At 67.7% G+C, this 20933-nt stretch carries 25 protein-coding genes; 13 read left to right on the top strand and 12 right to left on the bottom strand.

The genetic code is table 11. The annotated features are described in order from the left end of the window. Window positions 1-220: 220 nt before the first annotated feature. Window positions 221-562 (top strand): STAS domain-containing protein, encoded by a 342-nt coding sequence (locus ACQPYK_RS50355; protein WP_433259471.1) that lies wholly within the window; start codon window positions 221-223, stop codon window positions 560-562. A 944-nt stretch (window positions 563-1506) separates the two neighbouring features. On the opposite strand, the gene ACQPYK_RS50350 is transcribed toward ACQPYK_RS50355, so the two are convergent. Then, entirely contained in the window at window positions 1507-1920 is a 414-nt protein-coding gene (locus ACQPYK_RS50350; protein WP_433259469.1) for a hypothetical protein, read from the bottom strand. A 514-nt stretch (window positions 1921-2434) separates the two neighbouring features. After that, on the bottom strand, window positions 2435-3007 hold the full coding sequence (locus ACQPYK_RS50345) for a TetR/AcrR family transcriptional regulator (protein ID WP_433259467.1): 573 nt from the start codon (window positions 3005-3007) through the stop codon (window positions 2435-2437). Between the two features lie 70 nt (window positions 3008-3077). Here ACQPYK_RS50345 and ACQPYK_RS50340 point away from each other — a divergent pair, with 70 nt between their 5' ends. Continuing rightward, the gene (locus ACQPYK_RS50340; protein ID WP_433259466.1) at window positions 3078-3650 is read left to right on the top strand and encodes a dihydrofolate reductase family protein; all 573 of its coding nucleotides are present in this window, start codon (window positions 3078-3080) and stop codon (window positions 3648-3650) included. Between the two features lie 33 nt (window positions 3651-3683). After that, on the top strand, window positions 3684-3842 hold the full coding sequence (locus ACQPYK_RS50335) for a hypothetical protein (RefSeq protein ID WP_433259464.1): 159 nt from the start codon (window positions 3684-3686) through the stop codon (window positions 3840-3842). Between the two features lie 681 nt (window positions 3843-4523). On the opposite strand, the gene ACQPYK_RS50330 is transcribed toward ACQPYK_RS50335, so the two are convergent. Together ACQPYK_RS50330 and ACQPYK_RS50325 are read right to left on the bottom strand one after the other, a co-directional pair. Continuing rightward, window positions 4524-5102: a hypothetical protein gene (locus ACQPYK_RS50330; RefSeq protein ID WP_433259462.1), complete on the bottom strand. Its 579-nt coding sequence runs from the start codon at window positions 5100-5102 to the stop codon at window positions 4524-4526. After that, window positions 5090-5236, bottom strand: a complete 147-nt coding sequence (locus ACQPYK_RS50325; RefSeq protein WP_433259461.1) for a hypothetical protein — start codon at window positions 5234-5236, stop codon at window positions 5090-5092. Before ACQPYK_RS50325 ends, ACQPYK_RS50330 begins: the two co-directional genes overlap by 13 nt. Window positions 5237-5267: 31 nt before the next feature. Between ACQPYK_RS50325 and ACQPYK_RS50320 the strand changes: the two genes are divergently transcribed. The 4 genes from ACQPYK_RS50320 (at window position 5268) to ACQPYK_RS50305 (ending at window position 10115) form a co-directional block, all read left to right on the top strand. Further along, the gene (locus tag ACQPYK_RS50320) at window positions 5268-6041 is read left to right on the top strand and encodes a glycosyltransferase family 2 protein (RefSeq protein ID WP_433259459.1); all 774 of its coding nucleotides are present in this window, start codon (window positions 5268-5270) and stop codon (window positions 6039-6041) included. 83 nt (window positions 6042-6124) lie between these two features. Continuing rightward, window positions 6125-7258: an IS630 family transposase gene (locus ACQPYK_RS50315; RefSeq protein WP_433259457.1), complete on the top strand. Its 1134-nt coding sequence runs from the start codon at window positions 6125-6127 to the stop codon at window positions 7256-7258. Between the two features lie 21 nt (window positions 7259-7279). Continuing rightward, entirely contained in the window at window positions 7280-7717 is a 438-nt protein-coding gene (locus tag ACQPYK_RS50310) for a hypothetical protein (RefSeq protein ID WP_433237418.1), read from the top strand. A 1594-nt stretch (window positions 7718-9311) separates the two neighbouring features. Then, complete coding sequence (locus ACQPYK_RS50305; RefSeq protein WP_433259455.1) at window positions 9312-10115, top strand: DUF6624 domain-containing protein; 804 nt, start codon at window positions 9312-9314, stop codon at window positions 10113-10115. A gap of 34 nt (window positions 10116-10149) precedes the next feature. Here the strand turns inward: ACQPYK_RS50305 and ACQPYK_RS50300 are convergent, their stop codons facing one another. Further along, window positions 10150-10668: an AAA family ATPase gene (locus ACQPYK_RS50300; RefSeq protein WP_433259453.1), complete on the bottom strand. Its 519-nt coding sequence runs from the start codon at window positions 10666-10668 to the stop codon at window positions 10150-10152. 119 nt (window positions 10669-10787) lie between these two features. Between ACQPYK_RS50300 and ACQPYK_RS50295 the strand changes: the two genes are divergently transcribed. Both ACQPYK_RS50295 and ACQPYK_RS50290 read left to right on the top strand, forming a co-directional pair. Beyond that, window positions 10788-11084, top strand: coding sequence for a hypothetical protein (locus ACQPYK_RS50295; RefSeq protein ID WP_433259452.1), 297 nt, complete (start codon window positions 10788-10790; stop codon window positions 11082-11084). A 179-nt stretch (window positions 11085-11263) separates the two neighbouring features. Continuing rightward, window positions 11264-11773 (top strand): hypothetical protein, encoded by a 510-nt coding sequence (locus ACQPYK_RS50290; RefSeq protein ID WP_433259450.1) that lies wholly within the window; start codon window positions 11264-11266, stop codon window positions 11771-11773. A gap of 84 nt (window positions 11774-11857) precedes the next feature. On the opposite strand, the gene ACQPYK_RS50285 is transcribed toward ACQPYK_RS50290, so the two are convergent. Together ACQPYK_RS50285 and ACQPYK_RS50280 are read right to left on the bottom strand one after the other, a co-directional pair. After that, window positions 11858-12802 carry a phosphotransferase family protein gene (locus tag ACQPYK_RS50285; RefSeq protein ID WP_433259448.1) on the bottom strand — a complete coding sequence of 315 codons (945 nt, stop codon included), beginning with the start codon at window positions 12800-12802 and terminating at the stop codon, window positions 11858-11860. Between the two features lie 137 nt (window positions 12803-12939). Then, entirely contained in the window at window positions 12940-13302 is a 363-nt protein-coding gene (locus ACQPYK_RS50280) for a hypothetical protein (RefSeq protein WP_433259446.1), read from the bottom strand. Window positions 13303-13858: 556 nt separating this feature from the next. Between ACQPYK_RS50280 and ACQPYK_RS50275 the strand changes: the two genes are divergently transcribed. Then, window positions 13859-14176 (top strand): hypothetical protein, encoded by a 318-nt coding sequence (locus tag ACQPYK_RS50275; RefSeq protein ID WP_433259445.1) that lies wholly within the window; start codon window positions 13859-13861, stop codon window positions 14174-14176. Between the two features lie 222 nt (window positions 14177-14398). Here ACQPYK_RS50275 and ACQPYK_RS50270 read toward each other — a convergent pair whose 3' ends face one another. The 5 genes from ACQPYK_RS50270 to ACQPYK_RS50250 all read right to left on the bottom strand — a co-directional run bounded on the left by ACQPYK_RS50270 (window position 14399) and on the right by ACQPYK_RS50250 (window position 17311). Further along, window positions 14399-14755 carry a hypothetical protein gene (locus ACQPYK_RS50270; RefSeq protein WP_433259443.1) on the bottom strand — a complete coding sequence of 119 codons (357 nt, stop codon included), beginning with the start codon at window positions 14753-14755 and terminating at the stop codon, window positions 14399-14401. 117 nt (window positions 14756-14872) lie between these two features. After that, on the bottom strand, window positions 14873-15373 hold the full coding sequence (locus ACQPYK_RS50265; RefSeq protein WP_433259442.1) for an NUDIX domain-containing protein: 501 nt from the start codon (window positions 15371-15373) through the stop codon (window positions 14873-14875). Between the two features lie 141 nt (window positions 15374-15514). Continuing rightward, the gene (locus tag ACQPYK_RS50260; protein ID WP_433259440.1) at window positions 15515-16303 is read right to left on the bottom strand and encodes a methyltransferase domain-containing protein; all 789 of its coding nucleotides are present in this window, start codon (window positions 16301-16303) and stop codon (window positions 15515-15517) included. A 161-nt stretch (window positions 16304-16464) separates the two neighbouring features. Continuing rightward, complete coding sequence (locus tag ACQPYK_RS50255) at window positions 16465-16713, bottom strand: hypothetical protein (RefSeq protein WP_433259438.1); 249 nt, start codon at window positions 16711-16713, stop codon at window positions 16465-16467. 337 nt (window positions 16714-17050) lie between these two features. Continuing rightward, on the bottom strand, window positions 17051-17311 hold the full coding sequence (locus ACQPYK_RS50250) for an LLM class flavin-dependent oxidoreductase (protein ID WP_433259436.1): 261 nt from the start codon (window positions 17309-17311) through the stop codon (window positions 17051-17053). Window positions 17312-17573: 262 nt separating this feature from the next. Between ACQPYK_RS50250 and ACQPYK_RS50245 the strand changes: the two genes are divergently transcribed. The 3 genes from ACQPYK_RS50245 (at window position 17574) to ACQPYK_RS50235 (ending at window position 20891) form a co-directional block, all read left to right on the top strand. Continuing rightward, a complete protein-coding gene (locus ACQPYK_RS50245) occupies window positions 17574-18338 on the top strand; it encodes a hypothetical protein (RefSeq protein WP_433259434.1) in 765 nt (254 codons plus the stop codon). Between the two features lie 165 nt (window positions 18339-18503). Continuing rightward, window positions 18504-19658: an RtcB family protein gene (locus tag ACQPYK_RS50240; RefSeq protein ID WP_433259433.1), complete on the top strand. Its 1155-nt coding sequence runs from the start codon at window positions 18504-18506 to the stop codon at window positions 19656-19658. Window positions 19659-20054: 396 nt separating this feature from the next. Then, complete coding sequence (locus tag ACQPYK_RS50235; protein ID WP_433259431.1) at window positions 20055-20891, top strand: hypothetical protein; 837 nt, start codon at window positions 20055-20057, stop codon at window positions 20889-20891. The last annotated feature ends 42 nt before the right edge of the window (window positions 20892-20933 follow it).

The following is a 20933-nucleotide window of genomic DNA, read 5'->3' as shown; positions in this document are numbered from 1 at the left end:
GCGTAAATTCACCGCAAAGCAGGGCTCGGACGTCTGCCGCCCCGGGTCACCCGCGGACGCCACCGATCAGGCCGGGAGCCGGTTGCCCGGCGGCACGGGCGGGTGGCCGACGCCGCCCGCCCCCGGCCTACGCTGAGGGGATGGGCAAGACATCGAGGCTGCAGGAGAGCCGGCGGCGGGGGCGGCTGTTGCCGGACCCGCGGTGGGGTCGGGCGCGTAGGTGAGCGCCCAGCTGTCGGTGGCCGTCACCGACTACCCCGGCTTTTCGGTGCTCGCCCTGGACGGGGAGCTGGACGCATCGTCGGCGCCGCTGCTGCGCCAGGTGCTGGCCGACACCCTGGCGCGCGGCCAGGTCCGCCTGGTGGTGGATGCGGCCAAGCTGACGTTTTGCGACTCGGTCGGGGTGTGGACGCTGGCCGAGGCCCACCAGTGCGCCGTTGCGCTGGGCGGGCGGCTGACGCTGGCCTACGTCCACGGCGTCCTGCAACGGATCTTGGAGATCAACCAGCACGCCGGGGTCTTCCCGATCGGCGTCGCCTTCGACACCACCCTGGAGTGGTAGAGCCGCCCACCATGACGGGGTCTGGCGGACGGCCCTAGTCGTGGCGGTGTCTGACCGAGCGGGAGAAGAGCGCCGGCCTTGCGGCTCGGCGCGGCGCCCCGGCGGTTGGCCGGGGCGCCTTGGCGATGGCCCACCACGGTGAAGGTCACCATGGTGGGCCCCGCAGCCGAGACCGGACAGGTAGCGGCTCGGGAAGGCCGCGCCATCACCCCCGTGGCCGTCATGACGCCGGCCGCACCCGCCAGCGAGATAGCGAGACGGTGGTTCGGCGCTGCCGCTTCCCCTTCCTGCGGTCCCCCGGGGTCCTGGTCGAGACCACCACAGGCGATCACATCCTGCTCGGCGGCCAGCACCCGGGACACGATCTCGACGACGATCAGCCAACTTTTGGCGCTTTTATGGATTCCACCAGTAATCGCCCCCGGCGGGCCCGAGCCGTCACCCGGCACCCCGTGGTGGCCGACGCTCTGACTTCAGCCAGGCGCGGGACCCGCTGGATCCAGGCCTCAAAGCTCGCCGGGACGGGCGAGGTGGACGGCTGCTGCAGCGCGGTGGCGCCCATGTCTCGGACCGGGCCGCCGGGAACGGTTGGCGCCCGAAGAGGCGGCAGGAACACCACCTCTCCGGGGCCGACCAGCCAGGTCAGACAACCGATTCAGGCCAGGCTCCTCTCCCCCGAAAGGAGCCGGCCGCGCGAACTGAGCCTGTCTCTCCGAAACGATGCTCAGCCACTAAGAAAGACGCCACCCACGCCCCTGACCGTTGCCCGAGGCGGGAAAGACTTTTCCCGCACCCGACCTGAGCCGCGCGTCGGCGTTTCGCCGGCGTCGCCGGCGCAGGCGCGCCTGCGCATCTCGGCATCGTCGAAGACCTCGGTTGCGGGCGGCCGCGGCGCTCACGCGGCACGACTGCCCGTGCGCCTGGCCGCGCCCGCCGACCGACGGCTACGGCTGCGCCGGCGGGAAGTGCCGCTCGAGGATCTGCGCCCACTCCTCCAGCCCGACGAAGCCGCCGCGGCCGGCCTGCTTGATGGCTTGGAGCTCGACCACCTCGGCAAGCGCGGCGACGAACGGGGTGGCGCGCTGCTCGACGGGCAGGGCCCGCAGCGCCTCCTGCAGGCGGGCGCTGGCGGCGGGGAAGGTCACCTCCGCCCACTCCTGCTCCCGGCGGACCTCTTCGACGCTGATCTGCACCTGCCGCTCCCACTCCAGGTGGTCGGCGCAGTCCGGGGTGTGCCAGGTCTCGATGATGCCCACCTCGTCGGAGGAGACGACCAGGGTGTTGGTGGCGCGGTCGGGCCCGGCCTGGCAGGTGGGGCACGGCACGGTGCGGACTTGTCGATCGACCTGATCGGGCACGGGGGCCTCCCTTTCCTGCGGCCGATTCGGCCGGGACGCAAACCGCCATTGTGCGCTGCCCCGACCGGCCGGTGCCAGCCCCTGTCGCCTGGCGGCTCCCGTCCCGCGCCGGGTGCCTCCGGCGGGAGTTTCGTTACTTTTGTGACACCCCTACGCGTGCGCGCGTAGGGGGCCGCTCGAAACGCTCGCAATCTCCCGCTAGGCCCTCCGCTCGGGTCGGCGTCACCAGGGGAAAAGTAGCGAGAAAGACCAGGCCAAAACCTCCGGGCAGGCTCCTTGAGCAGGGTGCGAAGCCATGGTGCTCCGCAGTCGGCGGGGATGCCGGTCTTCTCGTGAGGCCGATAAACAGCCACGATGTGATCTGGGATCTCTGTCAGATGATGGGATCCGGTTACTCACAGCTACTTTTCCCCTGGTGACGCCGACCCGAGCGGAGGGCGGGATGGGAGCGTCCAAAGATCGCTTCCTGCGTGAGGAGTGATCTTTTCCCAAAATCGCCGGGTGACCCTACACGTCAGGCGTTCAGCGATCTTCGCACGGCGATGTCCACCAACTCGTGGATCTCCTGCTCGGTGAAGATGTCGGGCATGGTCAGCCGCTCCACGATGAGCCAGTTCAGCGCGAGGTAGAGGAGAACCGTCGAGGTCGAGTCGCCGGGCAGACCCGAGGCGGCGTGGTGGCCGATGTTGGCGTCGATGTCCTCGCGGATGCGCTTGGTCAGCACGGCGCGCAGCTCGGGGCGCCGAGTGGACTCAAGCCGGAGCTCGAGCAGGGCCAGGTAGCCGGAGTTGAAGGCGGAGACCCGATCCACCAGTTCGTGCATGAGCTCGGCGTAGCGGGCTTGGTCCTGCACGCCCTCCCGGTTGCGGGCGATCGCGGCCTCGTCGGGCAGCAACCGCTCATAGATACGCCCACCGACCTGGGTGAACAGGTCATCGCGGTTGGCGAAGTAGTTGGAGGCCGTGCCCGGGGGCACGGCCGCCTCCGCATCGACGGCCCGGAAGGTCAGCCCCCGCGCTCCTTCCCTGGCCAGCACCTCGATGGCCGCGTCGATCAGCGCCTGCCGCCGCTCGGGATTCCTCCGCACTTGACATCACTCCGTCTGTAGTACTACGTTTTGGCCACTCCAACCAGAGTACTATATCGGGAGTTATCAGATGCGAAAGCTTGTCTACTACATCGGCGTCTCGCTCGACGGCTACATCGCGGGCCCCAACGCCGAGTTCGACTTCTACCCCCTGTCGGACCAGATGGCCGCCTGGATCAACGAACGCTACCCCGAGACACTCCCCACCCACGTCCGCGCGCTTGTCGGCCTCGAGGGCGCGCCCAACAAGGTCTTCGACACCCTGGTGATGGGCCGCGGCACCTACGAGCCGGCCCTGGAGGTCCCCACCACCAGCCCGTACTCCCACCTGCGCCAGCACGTCGTCTCCAGCACGCTGACGATCGACGACCCCACGGTGCAGGTGGAGGCCGGCGACCCGATCGAGCTCGTCCGGCGACTGAAGGCCGAGGACACCGGCATGGACATCTACCTCTGCGGCGGCGGCAGGCTCGCCGCCTCCCTGCTCCCGGAGATCGACGAGATCATCCTCAAGAGCTACCCCGTGGTGGCGGGCGCGGGCATCCCCATGTTCTCCGGACAGTTCCGCCCCACCCCGTTCACCCCCACCCGGCGCGAGACCTTCGACAACGGCGCCCAGGTCACCTGGCTCACCAGGGCTTAGCACCCCAAGGGCTTAGCACCCCAAGGAGGAAACATGCATATCAAACTCCCCACCATGATCACCCAGGCCAAGGCCGAACACCAGGCCCGATCGCCGCACCGGCACGACCAGCCGACGCGCGACCTCAAGCCCACGGGCCGGACCGATCTCTCCCGCCGCCCGACCGCCGCCCCTCGCCGCAGCGGCTACTGAGCGAGCCGGCGCTTCTCCTGCAGCGGGACGGCTCGACGCAGGTCCCCGCCGCCTGGCAGGCGTAGGCGAGGTTGTCGCGGGAGGTCAGGGGGTGGCCCGCATCCCGCACGCCGGCGGACAGCGGGTGCCACCGGACTACGGTGGACATAGGCCGTCGACTTCTCGGACATGGGTTTATGGCCGGTGTTCGTGCAGGTCGGCTCCCCGTCCGAGAAGGCCCTCCGCTCGGGTCGGTGTCATAGGCCGCAAAGTAGGGACATATCCCCAGGTCAAGGCAGCGCGCCGATGCCTGTCGAAATCCGCTCACCGACCCGTTTACCGACGTTGATTCTCGGCACGAGTTTTCGACGCTCCCCACCTGCGACCTCGTAGTTTCCCGGTGGAGTATCACGCGCTGTCGAGGGCGCAGTCGACTACGACGGGGATCGGCATGGCCTACATCCCGGAGGATGACGAGTATGAGGAGGAGTGGGGGCGCAGGAACAACCGTGCCTGACATAGCCACGGGGAACACCGCTGCTGCCTACCCTGCTGTTCGCCCCCTGTCTGGGGCCAAGGTCAGCCGTCAGCGCCGCCTGCGGTCAAGTCCCGCGGCCGCCACCGGGCTGGGCCGCCGTGAGGGACTTGACCGCGGGCAAGCGACGGCTACGCTCCCGGCCCGGCCGGGGCGGACCCGCGGCCTCAGCCCTCGGCGTCGGGGGCCACAACCCCGATATGACCGATCACCGAGTGGTATTTACCGGCGTACGCGCTGGCTGAGATCAGTCCCTCGAACACATGCGTCAGCAGGAGACGGGCGTCAATCAAGCGATATTCCAGGTCCTCCTCCTGGTCGTCTCGCAGGGTGTACCGGCTCGGCAGGGCCTCAACCTGCTCCAGCATGTGGTCTGCCAGCGCGGCCGTGCGCTGCTGCTCTACCGGTTCCGCACCACCCCGACCGGCGGGATGAGCGTCGGGACCGTGCTGAACAAGCTGGCCGAAACCGCTGAGCACGTCGGTGAGTTCGCCCGCGAGTTCGCCGCCCAGAACTGGGTCGACATGGACGAGGCTGCGGACTGGTGCAAGGTCCTCGCGGACCTGGAAGCTGCCGCCGGCACCTTCCGCCACACCATGAACCTCATCGCCCGGATGCTCGGCTACACCGACCAGCAGACCAGCCGCATCGCTACTGCCGCCGGCCAGCGCGGCAATGTCGGCGGTCGCGGAGTAGGCCCCGGAGTCCAGCACCGCGCGGAGTCGCGAGGAGGTCACGTCCTCCACGTACGACTCCCGGCGGTGAGCCGCTTGATACGGTGCAGGTCCACGTCGTAGCTGACGACGCGATGGCCCACCTCGGCGGCGCGCACGGCCAGAGGCAGTCCCACGTAGCCCTGACCCGCGACGACAACATCCATGACGACTCCAATCTGGGTAAGGAACACCGCTGTGCCCCTGGTTTCCGTGGTGATGCCGGTACACAATGCGGCGGCCACGCTGGGGCCCTCAGTTCGGTCGGTGCTGACGCAGACCCACACCGATCTCGAACTGCTGATCACCGACGACGCCTCCTCCGACGACTCGATGGATCTGCTGACAGAGCTGGCCCGGCAGGACGAGCGGGTCCTGCCGGAGGCAGCGGCCCGGCAGGGGGGCGCGGCCCGGGCCCGGAACCTGGCCATCGAGCGGGCCCAGGGTGACTTCATCGCCCTTCTCGACAGCGACGACCTGTGGCTCCCGACGAAGCTGGAGAAGCAGCTCGCCTTCGCCGCGACAGCCGAAACGCCCCTCACGTTCACCTCCTACTACAAGGTCGACGCCCTGCACGAGGGCGAGGCCGCCGACTTCGTCCCGAACGGGCGCGTCGTGTGGGCGCCGGAGCACGTGGACTACAGCGCGATGCTGGTCCAAGACCACATCGGCGCCCTGACCGCCATGTACGACCGCAGGGTGCTCGGGACGAAGCTGATGCCGGACATGCCGAAGAGGCAGGACTACGCGCTCTGGCTATCGATCATGCGGGACGGGACCCCCGCCCGGGCTCTGAGGGAACCCTTGGCCGTGTACCGGTCTCAGCGGGCCGGGTCGCTCTCGTCGAACAAGTTGTCGCCGGTCCAGTACAACTGGAATGTGTACCGTCGGCACGAACAGCTCTCAGTGGTCCGGTCGACGCGGGCTCTGGTCGGGGCGATATGGCACTCGGTGCGGAAGTCGCACATCTAGTGCCGCATCAGGCAACGTTCGCCCCGTTGTGACGTATCGTCTGGTTGCTGTACCGGGCGGCACCGGGCGGTCAGAATGATCACGTGGCTGAACGCGTGCGGGTCCGAGAGATCGATGATGAAGAGGGACAACGGCTGCTGCGGATCATCCGCCGGGGCACCGGGTCGGTGGTGACCTGGCGGCGGGCCCAGATGGTACTGCTGTCCGCGCAGAGCATGGATGTCGCCAAGATCGCCGAGGTGACGTTCACCAGCGACGACCGGGTCCGAGATATGATCCACAACTTCAACGCCGATGGCTTCGACTCCCTGTACCCGAAGTACCGGGGCGGCCGACCGAAGACGTTCACGCTGCCCGAGCGTCGGGAGATCAAGAAGATCGCGAAGTCGAAGCCAGCCGAACACGGCCTGCCGTTCTCGACCTGGAGCCTGGCCAAGCTGGCCGACTTCCTGGTCGCCGAGGGGGTGGTCGACGACATCAGCCACGAGGGCCTTCGCATCCTGCTCCACCAGGAAGGCGTGTCGTTTCAACGCGTGAAGACCTGGAAGACCTCCCGCGACCCCGACTACGCCACCAAGAAGGCCCGCGTGGAGCACCTCTACGCCATCGCCGACGGCGAGGTCATACCCGAGGATGGCGAGCCTGAAGTCGTCTTCTGCATGGACGAGTTCGGCCCGCTCAACCTCCAGCCCCACCCCGGCCGGCAGTGGGCCGAGCGCGGTGGCACGCACAAGGACCCCGACCGCGAACCCCGCCCCCGCAGCCGGGCCACCTACACCCGCCCGCACGGCGTGCGGCACCTGATGGCCGCCTACGAGCTGGCCAAGGACAAGCTCTACGGCCACATCAAGAAGACCAAGAACCGCTCCAAGTCCCTGGAGTTCTGCCGCTACCTGCGAACTCTCTACCCAGCTGACGTGCGCATCGCCATCGTCTGTGACAACTACTCGCCGCACCTGACCGCCAAGCGGTGCCGCCGGGTCGCCGAGTGGGCCGAGGCGAACAACGTCGAGATCGCCTACACCCCCACCAACAGTTCCTGGCTCAATCGTATCGAGGCCCAGTTCACCGCCCTGCGGTACTTCGCTCTCGACGGCACCGACCACCCCAGCCACACGGCCCAGGGCAGCATGATCCGCCGCTACGTCATCTGGAGGAACAAGCACACCGCCGACCTTTGGCTCCGCACCATCGTCGCCCGGGCCAACGCCGCCTGACACCACATGAAGGCAGAGAAGATGACCACACAGATCAACCGCGTCGACCATGAACTGATCCAGGCTGCGGCGCATGTCGCGGCCACACGCTGCCGGGGCGACAACCACACCATGGCGGCCGCGGCCCGCAACCACGACGGCCGGATCGTCACGGCGGTGAACGCCTATCACTTCACCGGCGGTCCCTGCGCGGAGCTGGTCCTCATCGGCACGGCTGCCGCGCAGGGCGCCTACGACCTGGACACCATCGTTGCCGTGGGCGACCGCGACCGAGGCGTTGTGCCCCCATGCGGCCGCTGCCGCCAGGTCCTTCTCGACTACTTCCCAGCCCTCAAGGTCATCGTCGGCACAAGTGACAGACTCCGCACCGTCTCCATCCTCGACCTGCTTCCCGAAAGCTACGTCTGGGCGGACCACCAGCTCGATGCCGAGGAAAATGCACCACTTAGCACGAGCTGACGCCCCCGACGATTACAGGGCAAAGGTTGCTTGACGCGGCACTAGCTGCGCCCGTTCACGAGCCCGGTGCGCGACCGTTTCCGGGTGGTACGCGACTGGGCCCCGCCCTGTGGCCGTACCGCGTGATCGGCGGCTGGACCCGAAGGGCGGGACTCGGCGGGTCACCGGTGCCGTCGGCCGGCTACGCGGCCGAGCCGGCTCCGGCCGGCGCGCGCAGAAACAACTGGAGGAGCAGTCGTCGGTCGGCGACCGGGACGGTCTCCTGACCGGGGGTCCCGGTAGTAACGGCGCAGGAAACAACGGATATGCAGGTCAGCGGTCCGTCGTCAGGCTGTGACCGAAAGGCCTTACAGGGGCTCCGACCTGAGCGTCCGTTGAAAATTTCTTCATTGCTACTGGAGCCCCAGCTTGGCCCACGGCGCATCCTGGCGAGCGTCTGCTCGTGGCCGGCGGTGGGTCGGCGACGGATATGGCGGTGGCTGGATTCCGTTCCGTGAGGAATCACCGTGACTTCGCCGCCAGCGGGCCAGGCGAGGGGAGATTCCTCAGGAGGGTCTCAGCGTAAGCACTCGGTGGCCGACCTCGGCCGATGCCGGCCTCGGGGGGCCGGGCGCTGTCATCCCGGCTGCGATCATCACTGCCGCCCCGAGCGTGCCGCGCCTGTCTGCAGCACAAACCCGCAGGTCAAAATAGGTGCGGCATCGGAGGTGAAATGAGGTGCGGGAAACATTCGCGGCCGCGGAGCGGAAGGTGGTCATCATGCGCTGGGGTCTAAACAGGAGTCAGATGTAATCTTTAAACCCTGTCATTAAGTGCTCGCGGCACTGAATGTTCATAGTCGGTCGGCCGGTCGACCTATTAATACGTCAGCATGTGGATGTATTAATAGGTCGGCGGCATATACAATAAGGCTTAGTGCCAGAGTCCAAGGGGCGAGCTTCCCGTTCGCAAGCGTACGCGGGAACATTGCTCTACCCTGGCATAGGATGGATAAAGCTGGCAGCCCCCGCCCGGCTCGTCAGCCGGATCGAGGGCCACCTGGTGGGGACTCGGGCAGCTCCTAACTACCCGAGCCCCCACTGGCGAAGAATTTCCAGCAGCATCAGCAAGAGCTGTGCTGCCTGCAGCAGGGCTTCGCCACCCCCGCCGGGGTGTTGATCACACACGGGCAAGCCGTTCCCTTTCTGCGACCAGTCTTTTGGAGGAAGACCCTGGTCAGCCCAGTCGTCCCCGGGGGACCACAGGACTGGTGAAGGCGTGACCAACGAGTTCAGCATAGCGTCACGAGAATGGCCGCGAGGGCGAAACTTCGGGGCCAGTAAAATGACGTACGTGGCGGGCTGGAGCTAAATGCGGGTGCCAGTTCTGCTCATTTATCTATCCCCGCAGGCGCGGGGAGCGAACGACGCCCCGTGACCTGGGATTATTATTTATGCGTCAAACGGTGGTCGTCTCGGCATCCTGCCGTACACGCTCAGCGCCGAGGTCCGGCGGCCTACGGACGACGGAGCGCCGTTGCGTATTCGTTATAAAAGCAGGTGTTCGGCAACCGTCGCGACCCGCCGGTTGAGACGGTGCGGGTCAGCCATGGTGGATGAGCGGTGATCAGCGCCACCCCGGACCAGGGACCCCGGTGGCGGCGGGCAGCCCGGGTTCTCCACCGTTCACGCGCGGGATCCGCGCGGTCCCGCAGACCGGCTCATACTGGCCGATGGGGATGGTGCCGCTCACCCGGCCGGTGCCGTCCATCGCCCAGCGCCGAGCCCGCCCGCAGAAGGTGGGCTTCAAGACGGAGCAGGTGGAGGAGGATCCGCGCCGAGCCGGCGGCGACGCCGCGAACCATCATCCTCACCACCCGACGCCGCTGACGGAAGAAGGACCTACTGTGTTCGATGCCGAACTCCGCAATGAGCTGCTACGCCGGATGGAGCGGGACCAGGCGGTGCGCACCGCGGTCCCCGTCGGGCAGCCCCTGCCCGCAGAGATCGACAAGGAGTGGGATGCCGTCGAGGCCGGCAACACCGCATTCCTGAAGGAGGTCATCGCCAGGCGCGGCTGGCCGGGCGCCGACGTGGTCGGAGAGGACGCCGCTCACGCCGCATGGATGCTGGCCCAGCATGCCGACGCGGATCCGGAATTTCAGCGCGGCTGCCTGCCGCTCCTGCGGGCTGCGGTCGAGGCGGGCCAGGCGAAACCGTCCCAGTGGGCATATCTCATCGACCGGGTCCGAGGGGCCGAGGGCCGCCGCCAGGTGTACGGCACCCAGTACTGGACGCAGGCCGGGGTACTGCGGCTGCGGCCGATCGAGGATCCCGCGCACCTCGACGAACGGCGTGCCCGGGTCGGCTTGGCTCCGCAGGCCGACTACGACCGCACGATGCGTGAGCTGTACGAGTGAGGCTGCGGGTCCGGGTGTCGTCGACGGCGGGCGCTCACCGGGATGGGCCGCTGACGACCCGCTCACCGGCGGCGGCCAGCCCGCTCACCCGCAGGATCTGCTGCACGGTCGTCTCCAGCGAACTGTCCTTACCGATGATCGTCTCGCCGCCTTCGGGCAGCAGGTCGCGTTCCCGGTACCACTGGCGCATCTGCTCGCCGCTGAACTGTGAGCGCTGGGGCCGGGTGGTGTGCCGGCGCAGCGTCTCGGCCAGGGGAATGTCCAGGTAGAAGCAGCAACTCGGCCCGGCGTGGTCGCGGCGCAGCGCGGCCAGCATCGGCGCGTACCGGTCCGCATACAGGATGCCTTCGATCAGAACGTGGTAGCCGCGCTCCAGGCAGTGGCGGGCGATGGTGTCGATGAGCTCGATGTTCGCCCCGCCCGGCACATCGCGCTCCCGGAGGATGTCGCGCCGTACGGCGTCCTGGCCGACCACAGCAAGGTCGCGGTCGCGGGCGGCCTGCAGGGCCCGGGCGATACTGGTCTTGCCCGAGCCGGAGTTGCCACGCAACACGATCAGATGGGTATGAGGTGAGCCGGTGCGCACCCGAGGAGCCTAGCGAAGCCCACCCAGGGGTGCGGGTACATCGGCGGCGGCCACCAACCGCCGGTGCAGGCCAGGCGAGGCGACCCATGACGTGCCGGGTTCACCATCCGCTCGCCGAGGGCGCGCTCGCCGCTGAACGCGCCGCCCACACCGCGGCCCAGGACTGCCTCGCCGAGCTGCGCGGCTGGCTAGCCGGCCTCTTCCCCGTCGACCCGGAGGCTCCGGCTGCCGAGCGCGCCCGCGTGCGCGCCCGGGCCCGCGCCCACCTGCAGGGCCTGCGCCAGCACGGCGAGCTGTGCGACTCGGTCGACGTGCTGATGACGCATGCGGTCCGGGCCGAACTAGGGAAGAGGGATGGGACGGATCCGACCATCTTCGCCTGAAGCCCTCGTCGGCCGTGCCCGAGTCACAGCGCGGTTGATCTTGTATTGCGTTTTTGAGCTTGCCTCGGCTGGGCCCCTGAGAACCGTTTCGCGATCCTGATCTACCTCAGGCGCGTACCGTGGTCGTCGTGACATTCGAGGATCCATCGGCTGACTTGCCCCATGACGGGACTGACTCGGTGACCGCGCTGGTGAACGCCTGTGAGCGTTTCGCTACCCACGTGGACCTGCTGGCCGACCAGCTCAGCGAGGTCGCGCTGAACACCGACGGTGTCGAACTGGTCAACGCTGCCGTCCACCGGGTCTTCACTGCGGCCGGGCTCGCCGCCGGACTGACTACGGGCCTGCAGCGCCATCCCCGCAAAACCACCGAGTGCCAGCACTACAACGTGCTCACCGACGCCGAATGGGCGCCGCTGACCGACTGCGGTGGCCACGCCCGCAAGCCCGTTTACGAGTGCGAGCTGCAGCCCGGTCACCCCGGCGCGCACGTGTCCCACGTCCAGATCCTGCCCGAGCCGGACCGGTTCATCTGGATCCGCTGGGACAGCCGCACCCGCGAGCTGGTCGTGCTGCCGCCCTGCTCAGCCGAATGCACCGACCCCACCCCAGGTACCCTGTACGGCCCGGACGATCCGACGCCGTGCCTGCTGTTCGAGCACCACGTCGGACCGCACCGCTACGGCTAAAGCACCCCTCCACCCATCGGTGGAGGGCATACGGCGCGACCCGATGGCGCGCGTATGCCAACAACGCACTTGGGAAGAGTGTGGCTAGGACCAGCCGGTGCGATACGCGGTCCACCTGATGGCGGCCTGGGCTGCACGGGCCTGGTGGGCGCGCAGGTGCGGGACGCCCGGTGGGGGCTCCTGGCGGCTGGTGCGGGCCCAGTAGCCGGCGAAGGCGGCGGCATAGCTGGTGATCACTTCTGCATCTGTGCCGCGCCATGCGGGCGCGGCGGACAAAGCGTCTTCGGCGGCGGTGGGTGTGTGCCCGGCGAGGATAAGGTGCGGGACCAGGTCGACCACGTCGATCCAGGCGGCGCCACGGACCGGCTGGGCCCAGTCGATGAGCCACACGGCCTGATCTCGGTCGATCAGCAGGTTGGACCGGTTGATGTCGCCGTGCAGCAGGGTGTCGCCGTCGACGGCCGCCAACCAGGTGGTTTCGAGTCCGGCGAGGTCGTGAACGTGACGGCGGCTCCAATCGTCCAGATCGGCCGGAAGGTCGGCGGCCAGTTCGCGCCAGCCGTGCACGAGGCCGGCGAGTTCCTCGGCCGCCGATGGAGCGTCGAGGACCGGGCACGGAGTGAGCGCGTCTTCGAGCTCGGCCACTGCGGTGACCACGCGGCCGACATCGGGTGAGCCCGGCGACAGATCAGCGTGCCAGCCGTTGACGTCGTCGAAGATCAGCACGACCCAGTTGGCGATCTCGCCGTCCCAGCGCAGCTGCGGCGCGGGCGCTTGGCTGGGTAGGGCGCGGGCGACTGCGGCCTCGGCTCGATATTTGGTAGCCAGGACGTGGTCGACACCGATGCCCTTGGCGAAGACACTCTCGCCCGTGGCGAGCCGTAGCCGTACAGCGAACCCGGGAGTGAAGCCACCGGTCTGGACTCGCGCGGAGACGACGGCACCCAGGCGCGCAGCGAGGCCGTCGCGCAGCGGATAGGGAAGCTCATGCCATGAGGGCCGTACGGCGGTAGCGATCGATGCGCTCACCACGACAGTGTTTCACCCAGATCAGCGGCGCGGCATGATTCGCCGCAACACGCTGACACGGGGACCCCTGCAGAAAACGTCGGTCAGCCGGTTTCCAGAAAAGGACGCTTTCCGAGCCGCTTCCAGCTGCGCCCGGGTCAGGACCGTGCCCATGGGCCAGGACCGCCGCGCGAGGTCCACCAGGCCATCAGGGATGTGGGGCAGGAACCTGGTGGGGGCGGCGGCGTTGATGTCGTAGTGACCAGGCGTGCCTTCATCTGGCCGCAGCCCAGCAGGAGCTGCTGCCCAGCGATTAGGCCGGACTGCCGCGTGACGGTGTCGCCGCTGGCTAGGTCGGTGATCGCAGGGTTAACCGCCGGTCCGGTGATGCGGATGAGCGCTTCGATGATCGGTTCAGTGGACCCGGCGAGTGTGGTGACCGATTGGGAGGCAGCGTTCGCCGACCCTGACCAGATGGTGGTGACCTGGTCCCGCCAGTACACGCCGGGGATCTTGAACACAGCGGTGAGGTTGGCGGGGCAGAGCCGACGTCTACCTCAGATTCGGACACTGAGTCGACGATGACCTCAGCGACCCGGACGACGGCCCGCCGCCAAGAACATCTGCCCACACACCGGCCGCGCCCGCCTGGGCTACGATCGCGCACGCATCCTGCTCGACGAGTACGCCGGACTCGACCTGCACCAGCTGCGCCACTTGGCCCTACAGCATCTGGCTCACGCCGGACGGACCGCCTCCGCGCTGCAGGCCAAGAGCCGCCACCAGCACCTGACAGCATCGAGGTCTACATGCGGCTTGGCGAGGAAACCTCCGCCGCCTCACCGCCGAAGCCGGCCCTCTCGCCCGCCGGCAGCCAGCCGATCCGCCTCGATAGTGGGGCCTGAAGGAGGATCAGCTCCAGCCGGAGGTCGTCCTCAACGAGGTCCTCGAGAGTTTTCATCGGGCCTGCCTGGTCACAGGACGCCCTACATGCTTCACCGGTTTACGCCTATGAGGGAGTTTTCGGTTTGTTTGTAAATATTGACACGGATGGGCCATTTATGGTCGATTGCATTGATGTACGTGTACCACGCCGGGAACTACCGCATGATCCGCATTCGCTCCGAGTGCGTCCACGAGGCCGGCGAGTGGGTGACGCTGGACCACTACGTCATCCTGGACCTGACCGAGGCGCACCCTCCGATGGAGGTGTCGATTCCCCGCGAGGTGAAGGCGCCAGACGACGTGGAGGTCCAGCAGATCCTGGAGACCCTGCTCGGATGGGGTCGCCAGATCGAGGAGGAGCCTCTCCCCCCAGGGTGGCCTGCACATCCACCTCGGACGCATTTGCGGCTCGTGAAAGACGAGCCCGAAACAGATTCAGACGGGCAGTAGCACCGATGGCGGCGGGCAGTTCAGGGTCTATCTGGTCCTGATCGGCTGGCCCGATGATCGCGCAGGCGGATACGACGACGCCCATCGGGGGCGGGGACGTTCTTACATGGCTGCCCTGACATCAGGCGATCACCGCGGCGGCTACCTAGTTGCGGGGCGGGCGCCGGGGTAGGCCAGGGCAGATGCAAGGTCGACCCGATCAGGTCCTGTTAGCCTCTGGTGTCAAGACCCCCTTGAGGAAGACCTTGCGGGTCTCTTCGCCGAGGGCGCCGTCAAGGGCGATGATGATCGATCGTTCGCTGACGTGGCGGGGGATGTCGAACTGCCGGCCGCGGTGTCGCCGATGATTCGCTCGATGGTGCGGCCTGTGGTAGCGGGGTCGTGGCGGACAAGCCAGTTGAGCAGCTTGATGATTAGGGGAGTGATCCCGAAGTAATCGTGGTCGTGGTAGCGGAGGTCGCCGTCCTCGCGGGGGTCACGGCGCTGATCGTGGTCGATGGTGAATTCGTGGAGCATGGCCTGTTGGACGGTGAAGGCCCAGCCGTAGAGGGGAAAGAGGGTTTTCGTGCTGGCCGCCACCTAGGATCCCAGTAGTAACGACGCAGAAAACGGCGGATATGCACCCGCTTGGTGGTGGGTTTGGGCGGGTGGGCGACGATGCGGCAGAAGACGCACGAGTTCGTATCTGCGGCCAGATCACAGGGACGGGTAGCCGTCCTCCAGTGACGCCACCGTCGCGTCTTCCAGGGCCTGCAGGCACGCGATGATGCGCCGGGTCAACGCCTCGGGCAGCAGTGCCGCGAGTTGGTCCGGCCGCACGAACTCCCATCCGGCCAGCTCTTCGGCCGGTAGCCGGATCGCGGCGACCTCATCGTCGGTGAGCACGCCGCCGTCGTATACGAAGATCAGCCCGTCCGGCCACCCGGGTTTCGGCGGTACCCAGTCCGTGCCCAGTAGCCGGCCCACCGGCCGGTCCAGGCCGAGTTCCTCAAGCACCTCTCGGCGGCCGGCGGCCTGCGGCGATTCGTCTCGGTCGACGGCGCCCCCAGGAAGTTCGAACAGCGGCTTGTAGGTCGGGTCGACCAGCAGCACCTCTCCGGCCGCGTTGCGCAGCAGGACGGTGGCGCCCATCCACTTGCGGGCCAGCGACGCCGCGTACGGGTCGAGGGGCACTGCCGGGGACTCATCCATCGTCATGGAGGTGAACCGTAGCGACAGGCAGCACCGGCAGCCGGTGAAACGCGCGTTCCGGTCACGATGCCGGGGAGGCGGGCCTGTTTTTCCGCCGAGCCTCTTCGCCCCCTTGAACGCCCTTGGACCCGTCCGCGCGGGCGCGGCTCACCGCGCGGGTTGTGCGCGGGCGATCAGGTGGATCATCCGGGCGATGCGCCGGTAGGGATCGCGGAGCCCGGCCTGCCACTCGGCCTCCAGGATCCGGTCGAACTCCTCCCGCTCAGGCATCGGGGTGTCATCGAGATGGTCGGTGAAGATCCGCACGCCGTACCAGGCGGACACGGCGGTCCCGAGGTCGTCGAGCACCGCCGACAGCTCATCTACGGGGTGGGCGTAGGTGAGCACGCCGAGGTTGCCGACCTCGGTGGTGGCGTCCATGAGCTCCGGCACGCGATCCCACTGCCCGCTCAACCCGGCGCGCATGGCCAGCGTGGGCTGCTTGGTGGCTACTGAGATCACGCCACCGGGCCGGGCCGTTTCGACGAGCGCCGTCAGCAACGGTCGCGGGTCGGGGCCGTACATCAGCACGCCGTGACAGCACGTCACGTCGAAGCCGCCGTCGACCAGATCGGTGGCCTGCTCGCCGGTGCCTGCCATGAGGATGATCCGCTCGCGGACGTGTTCGGGCTCGGCTCTCAGGCGGGTCTCGGCCTGCTGGAGCATCCGCGGGTCCGGGTCGAGCACGGTGACGTGGTGGCCTGCCCGGGCCAGCGCGAGGGCCTGCTGTCCGCCGCCGCCTCCGATGTCCAGCACCCGCTGCGGGGCCGCAGGCAGATGAGTGTGCAGCGCGCGGGCGATCAGCGCATGCCGTAGCGCGCCGCGCAGCGTGCCGCCGTGGCGATCGTAGGAGTCGGCCAGCTCCCCATTCGGGGACGCCCAGGTGTTACCGGTCATGGATGAAGCCTCCTTTGCTGACGGGCGGAGCAGCGGATCAGGCCGGAAGGTCCCCCGCAGGTTGCGGCCCGGGATGCCCTAACCCCTCTGCCGTTTCTCCAGCTCAACGATCTCAATGCTGCGCGCCTGCGCAACGGCTGTGAGAGACTGCCCGGTCCTGGTCAGGCCAGCCGCTCCAGCACCGGGGCGAAGGCGTGCATCACATCGTCTTTGATGAGGAGGTAGTTCAGTCCCAGCAGCTGCCGGCGCGTCCGGATCATTTCGCATACCTCGTCGATGTCTCCTGTCAGGACCAATGGCGAGTGCGCGAGCTGTTGGTGGGGCAGGGGCAGTTTGGTGGCGACCCAGTCCAGGAAGGCTGCTTTGTCGGGGCCGAGATGCACGAAGAAGACGGTGGCGCAGAGATCCATGTCCGGCCAGCGGGCACCGGCAAGGTCGGCCAGCCGGGTGGCCTTGTGCTGAAATGACGTCAGTGAGGCATCGGGGTGAGGTGCCCGCCGGGCAGTCCCGAGGTGAGACGGGGCATGAGGCTGACGGCGTCCCCGTAGTGCGCGGCCAGGGCCAGGATGCGCGGGGACCCGCCGCCGACCACGAGCGGTGGCCGAATCGGGGCCGGGGCCACAGGTAGGCGTCCGACACCTGGTGGAAGCGACCGTGGAAGCCGAGGGTCTCTCAGGCGAACCGATCGATCAATGTGCTTTTGCTGGCGGGAAAGTTGGTGCCGGTGGCGTGGAAGTTAGCTTGCAGTCAGCCGGCGCCCAGGCCGAGCTCGAAGTGGCCCTGGGAGACGAATTGCATCATCGCCGCTTCACGGGCGGTCATTACCGGGTCGCGGATGGCGGTGGCGAGGGTCATGGTGCCCAGGGTGATCCGGGAGGTGACCGCGGACAGGGCTACCAGCGGCGGCAGTTGGTTGCGCAGGTGATCGGGCATCATGATGGTGGAGTAGCCGAGGGCTTCGGCCGTGCGGGCGGTGGCTTTGAGGTCCTCCCAGGAGGCGGCAGTCACCGCCAGCGCCTGGTACAGGCATCAGCCGTCCTGGTTGTTCACCCTCGACGGCGGCACGTTCGATCGTCACCGCCGTGGTGTCGGGCATGTCGAAAAGGGCCGAAGTACTGTCGTTTACAGCTTGTGGCCCCATCACTAACTGTCTTTGATCGATAGCCGATGTTGCGGGCACGAGTCCTCGCCCGTCAGGCCGCATACACCCCTCCCCTCAAGCTCGGGAGCCGTGGCAGCACGGCTGCAGGTCTCCAACGGGAGGTTCAGAATGGCCGTTGCCGCGATCGACGTGTCCGGCGAAATCACGAAAGCCGTACTCACCTTCGTATCTGTCGCAGTGCTTGGTGGTGCTGCTGGAACCTTGTGGGCGGTTGTCCGTCACCGCCGTGAACTGAATCTGGCGGCTCTGGCGCGTTTCTACGATGTGTACGGTGAGTGGTTCGCGACGTGGAAGGCCTGGAGTGCCGCGCTGAAAAAAGGCGCACCGGCAGAAGATGAGCACGACCGGCTCCTCAAGCGGGCCGCCGCCGCCGAAGGTCAGTTCGAGGCACTGCTTGTCAAGATCGCGATCGAGCGGCGGCTTTCGGCCTCAGAGGTCGAGCGTCTCGGTCGTTTCCGCGAGGGCTACCAGCAACTACGCGAGTCAATCGAGGCGAGTGTCCCGCTGCCCTTCCGAGTGCAGGGCAACGCCGATCAGTGCGGCGCCTATGTGGCGTTCAAATCGCTATCGGTTGAGTTCGCCGCGCTCCTGCACGGTCGACGCTGGATGCGCGGGCGACGCTGGATGCGCACGCTGAACGCCTTGCCGAGGGGTAAGCGTTGCTGGGGGCGGCCGACGCTGCTCCAGGCCCAGGAAACATTCGTGAAGATCACCAGTTGGCGAGTGTCCATCTCCCACAAGAAGACTCAATGGTGGTGCGCCCCGGGTGGAGGCTCCGTCGAGAAAGCGGTGAAGGCTTGGAACGATCTCCCGCACGGGTGTCCCGGTGACCTCCGGGAGACTTCAACGGGTACAGAACGCAACATCCGATAGAGGCTGTTTTCTCGCGAGTGGCGGCACGCAGCCCTTTTCGGGGCCGCTCGCGAGGGTCAGCCGCATGACATCTCCTCGCCCGCAGCCGCTCGATTAACTAGGTGGCGGCCGCCATTGGTTAGTCCATAGCCTGCAAGGAGATCATCAAGCAGGAAGGCGTCCCCCATGCCCCAGCAGGTAGCACCTGGCCTCCTTTCGTGGGCCAGTGACATCGAGCCCGGCACGGTCGAACAGGCCGCCCGCGCCGCCCGCCTGCCCTTCATCCCTTCCCACGTCGCGCTGATGCCCGACGCGCACGTCGGCATGGGCGCCACGGTCGGCTCCGTCATCCCCACCCAGGGCGCGATCATCCCCTCCGCCGTGGGTGTCGACATCGGCTGCGGCATGGTCGCCACCGAAACCACGCTGACCGCCGCGGATCTGCCTGACAGCCTGGCCGCGCTGATGCCGCTCATCGAGCACCGCATCCCGGCCGGCGTCGGCCAAGGCCACGACGACCCTCGCGTGGACGGCGCCCTCGACGCGCTTGGCCGCCCGCACACCTCCCTGACCGGCAAGCAGGAGAGCACGACGGCCGCCCAGTTCGGCACGCTCGGCTCCGGTAACCACTTCGTCGAGGTGTGCCTGGACGAGCGCGACCACGTCTGGACCGTGCTGCACTCCGGGTCGCGGGGCATCGGCAACCAGCTCGCCACCAAGCACATCGGCGAGGCCAAGAAGCTCATGAAGCAGTACTTCATCACCCTGGAAGACCCCGACCTGGCCTACCTCGTGCAGGGCACCCCGCAGTTCACCGCCTACATCGAGGACATGCTGTGGGCCCAGCGCTACGCCATGGCGTCCCGGGCGCGCATGGCCGAGGTGTTGGTGGCCTCCCTGTTCGAGGTCGTCGGCCACGGCTCCGCGCTGCGGACGATCAACTGTCATCACAACTTCACCCAGCAGGAGAAGCACCACGGCCGGAACGTGTGGATCACCCGTAAGGGAGCCATCAAGGCCGCCGACGGCGATGAGGGAGTCATCCCGGGATCGATGGGCACCCGCTCCTACATCGTGACCGGCCTGGGCAACCCGGCCTCCTACAACTCCTGCTCCCACGGCGCCGGCCGCCGCATGTCCCGCACCGAGGCCCGCAAGAAGCTCACCGCCGCTTCCCTCACCGAGGCGATGGGCGGCCGGACCTGGAACGCCGACCGCGCGGGCGCCCTGGTGGATGAGCACCCCGAGGCCTACAAGGACATCGACGCCGTGATGGAAGACCAAAAAGACCTCGTCGCCGTGCGGCACACACTGCGGCAGGTCTTCAACTACAAGGGCTGAGCACGGCGAACGATCCCTGTGCCGGCCCACCACCTCAGCATGCGCCCCGCACCCCGCCAGCCTGACGCGACTGGGTATGGCAACCCACTGACCTATCCCAGGCCGGGGGAACCCCATCGTCGCCAAGCCCGCTGACCAGCGTGGCTTTCGGGTGCGTCCCCAGCGGTGCGTGTCGGGCGGGCGCCGGCCTGGCTGATGATGCACCGGCGGTGGGTAGGCGATGACGAGCGCTGTCGGCCGACCAGTGAGGGAATGGTCCGTTGGGCGGCGATCAGCGCGCTGCTGCGGTGGATCACCCGCGGCTCCTGTCGGCCATGGACGACGCGTTCCGAGACGCGTTCGTGATCAAGGTTCGGCAGGATTTCCCTCCCTGTACCAGGCTGAGAGGAAATCACCGTGAAGCGAGTGATCGCGGGCATCGCCGCGGCCACGGTCACCATGACGGTCACCACGTCCGTGGCCGCGGCACCCGTCCAAGCCGCCTCCGCGGATCCGGTCACGGCGTTGAAGAGCCAGTTCGTCGCGGGCAACGGGGTGAAGTTCACCGACGTCGCCACTTTGGTCGAGTTCGCCGGGAACACGACCTTCCTCAAGCGCACCGGTTCCTTCCAGTTCGGCAAGGCCGGGATCGTCGCCTCCGACGTCAACGCCAAGCGCACCAGCGACGACCCTGAGATGCCTATCAGCTTCCTGGGGATGCTGGCCAGGCCGGAGCGGACGATCAGGATCGGCACCACCAGCTACTACTCCGGCGGTGCCTGGGCGCCGCCGAAGGGCAAGACCTGGATCAAGCATCCACACGGCATGAACGCCGGCTTCAGCGGCTGGTACGGCCAGTTGGTGAACGCGGCCGAGCCGGCGACCCTGAAGGTCCTGATCACGAAGGGGAAGCGAACGGGACGCACCTACACCGGCACGATCAGCTTCGGCGCGCTGGAGAAGATCTCCCCGTGGTTGCGCAACGCCGGCCTGACCGGGCTGTCCAATGGCGACAAGGCCGCGGTGCTGCGCTTCAGGCTCACTTTGGGCGCTGACCGGCTTCCCCAGCGATTGACCACTGTTTACCCGGGGAGCACCCACGTCAGTGCGGCAGTGGCAGAGGACAGGCACGTCAGCGTCGAGACCCATTACACCGCCTGGGGCAGTCGGGTGAGCGTCAAAGCGCCCGCGGCGAGGGAGGTGGCGAACATGGGAAAGCGTGAGCCGAGCGATCGGGGCGGCGGCCGGGGTTAAGGCGGGGGACTGGCCGCAAAGCCTTCCCTCCTCCCGGACTCG

Source organism: Streptosporangium sp. CA-135522 (genome assembly GCF_050949235.1).
Lineage (GTDB): Bacteria > Actinomycetota > Actinomycetes > Streptosporangiales > Streptosporangiaceae > Streptosporangium.
This window is presented reverse-complemented; position numbering and strand designations above follow the sequence as displayed.

Coding starts and splice junctions, on each gene's coding strand:
- ACQPYK_RS50340 (WP_433259466.1), top strand. CDS start 3,078: ATGCGAAAGCTTGTCTACTACATCGGCGTCTCGCTCGACGGCTACATC.
- ACQPYK_RS50335 (WP_433259464.1), top strand. CDS start 3,684: ATGCATATCAAACTCCCCACCATGATCACCCAGGCCAAGGCCGAACAC.
- ACQPYK_RS50325 (WP_433259461.1), bottom strand. CDS start 5,236: ATGGATGTTGTCGTCGCGGGTCAGGGCTACGTGGGACTGCCTCTGGCC.
- ACQPYK_RS50310 (WP_433237418.1), top strand. CDS start 7,280: ATGACCACACAGATCAACCGCGTCGACCATGAACTGATCCAGGCTGCG.
- ACQPYK_RS50305 (WP_433259455.1), top strand. CDS start 9,312: ATGAGCGGTGATCAGCGCCACCCCGGACCAGGGACCCCGGTGGCGGCG.
- ACQPYK_RS50295 (WP_433259452.1), top strand. CDS start 10,788: ATGACGTGCCGGGTTCACCATCCGCTCGCCGAGGGCGCGCTCGCCGCT.
- ACQPYK_RS50275 (WP_433259445.1), top strand. CDS start 13,859: ATGTACGTGTACCACGCCGGGAACTACCGCATGATCCGCATTCGCTCC.
- ACQPYK_RS50265 (WP_433259442.1), bottom strand. CDS start 15,373: ATGACGATGGATGAGTCCCCGGCAGTGCCCCTCGACCCGTACGCGGCG.
- ACQPYK_RS50260 (WP_433259440.1), bottom strand. CDS start 16,303: ATGACCGGTAACACCTGGGCGTCCCCGAATGGGGAGCTGGCCGACTCC.
- ACQPYK_RS50255 (WP_433259438.1), bottom strand. CDS start 16,713: ATGGATCTCTGCGCCACCGTCTTCTTCGTGCATCTCGGCCCCGACAAA.
- ACQPYK_RS50245 (WP_433259434.1), top strand. CDS start 17,574: ATGGCCGTTGCCGCGATCGACGTGTCCGGCGAAATCACGAAAGCCGTA.
- ACQPYK_RS50240 (WP_433259433.1), top strand. CDS start 18,504: ATGCCCCAGCAGGTAGCACCTGGCCTCCTTTCGTGGGCCAGTGACATC.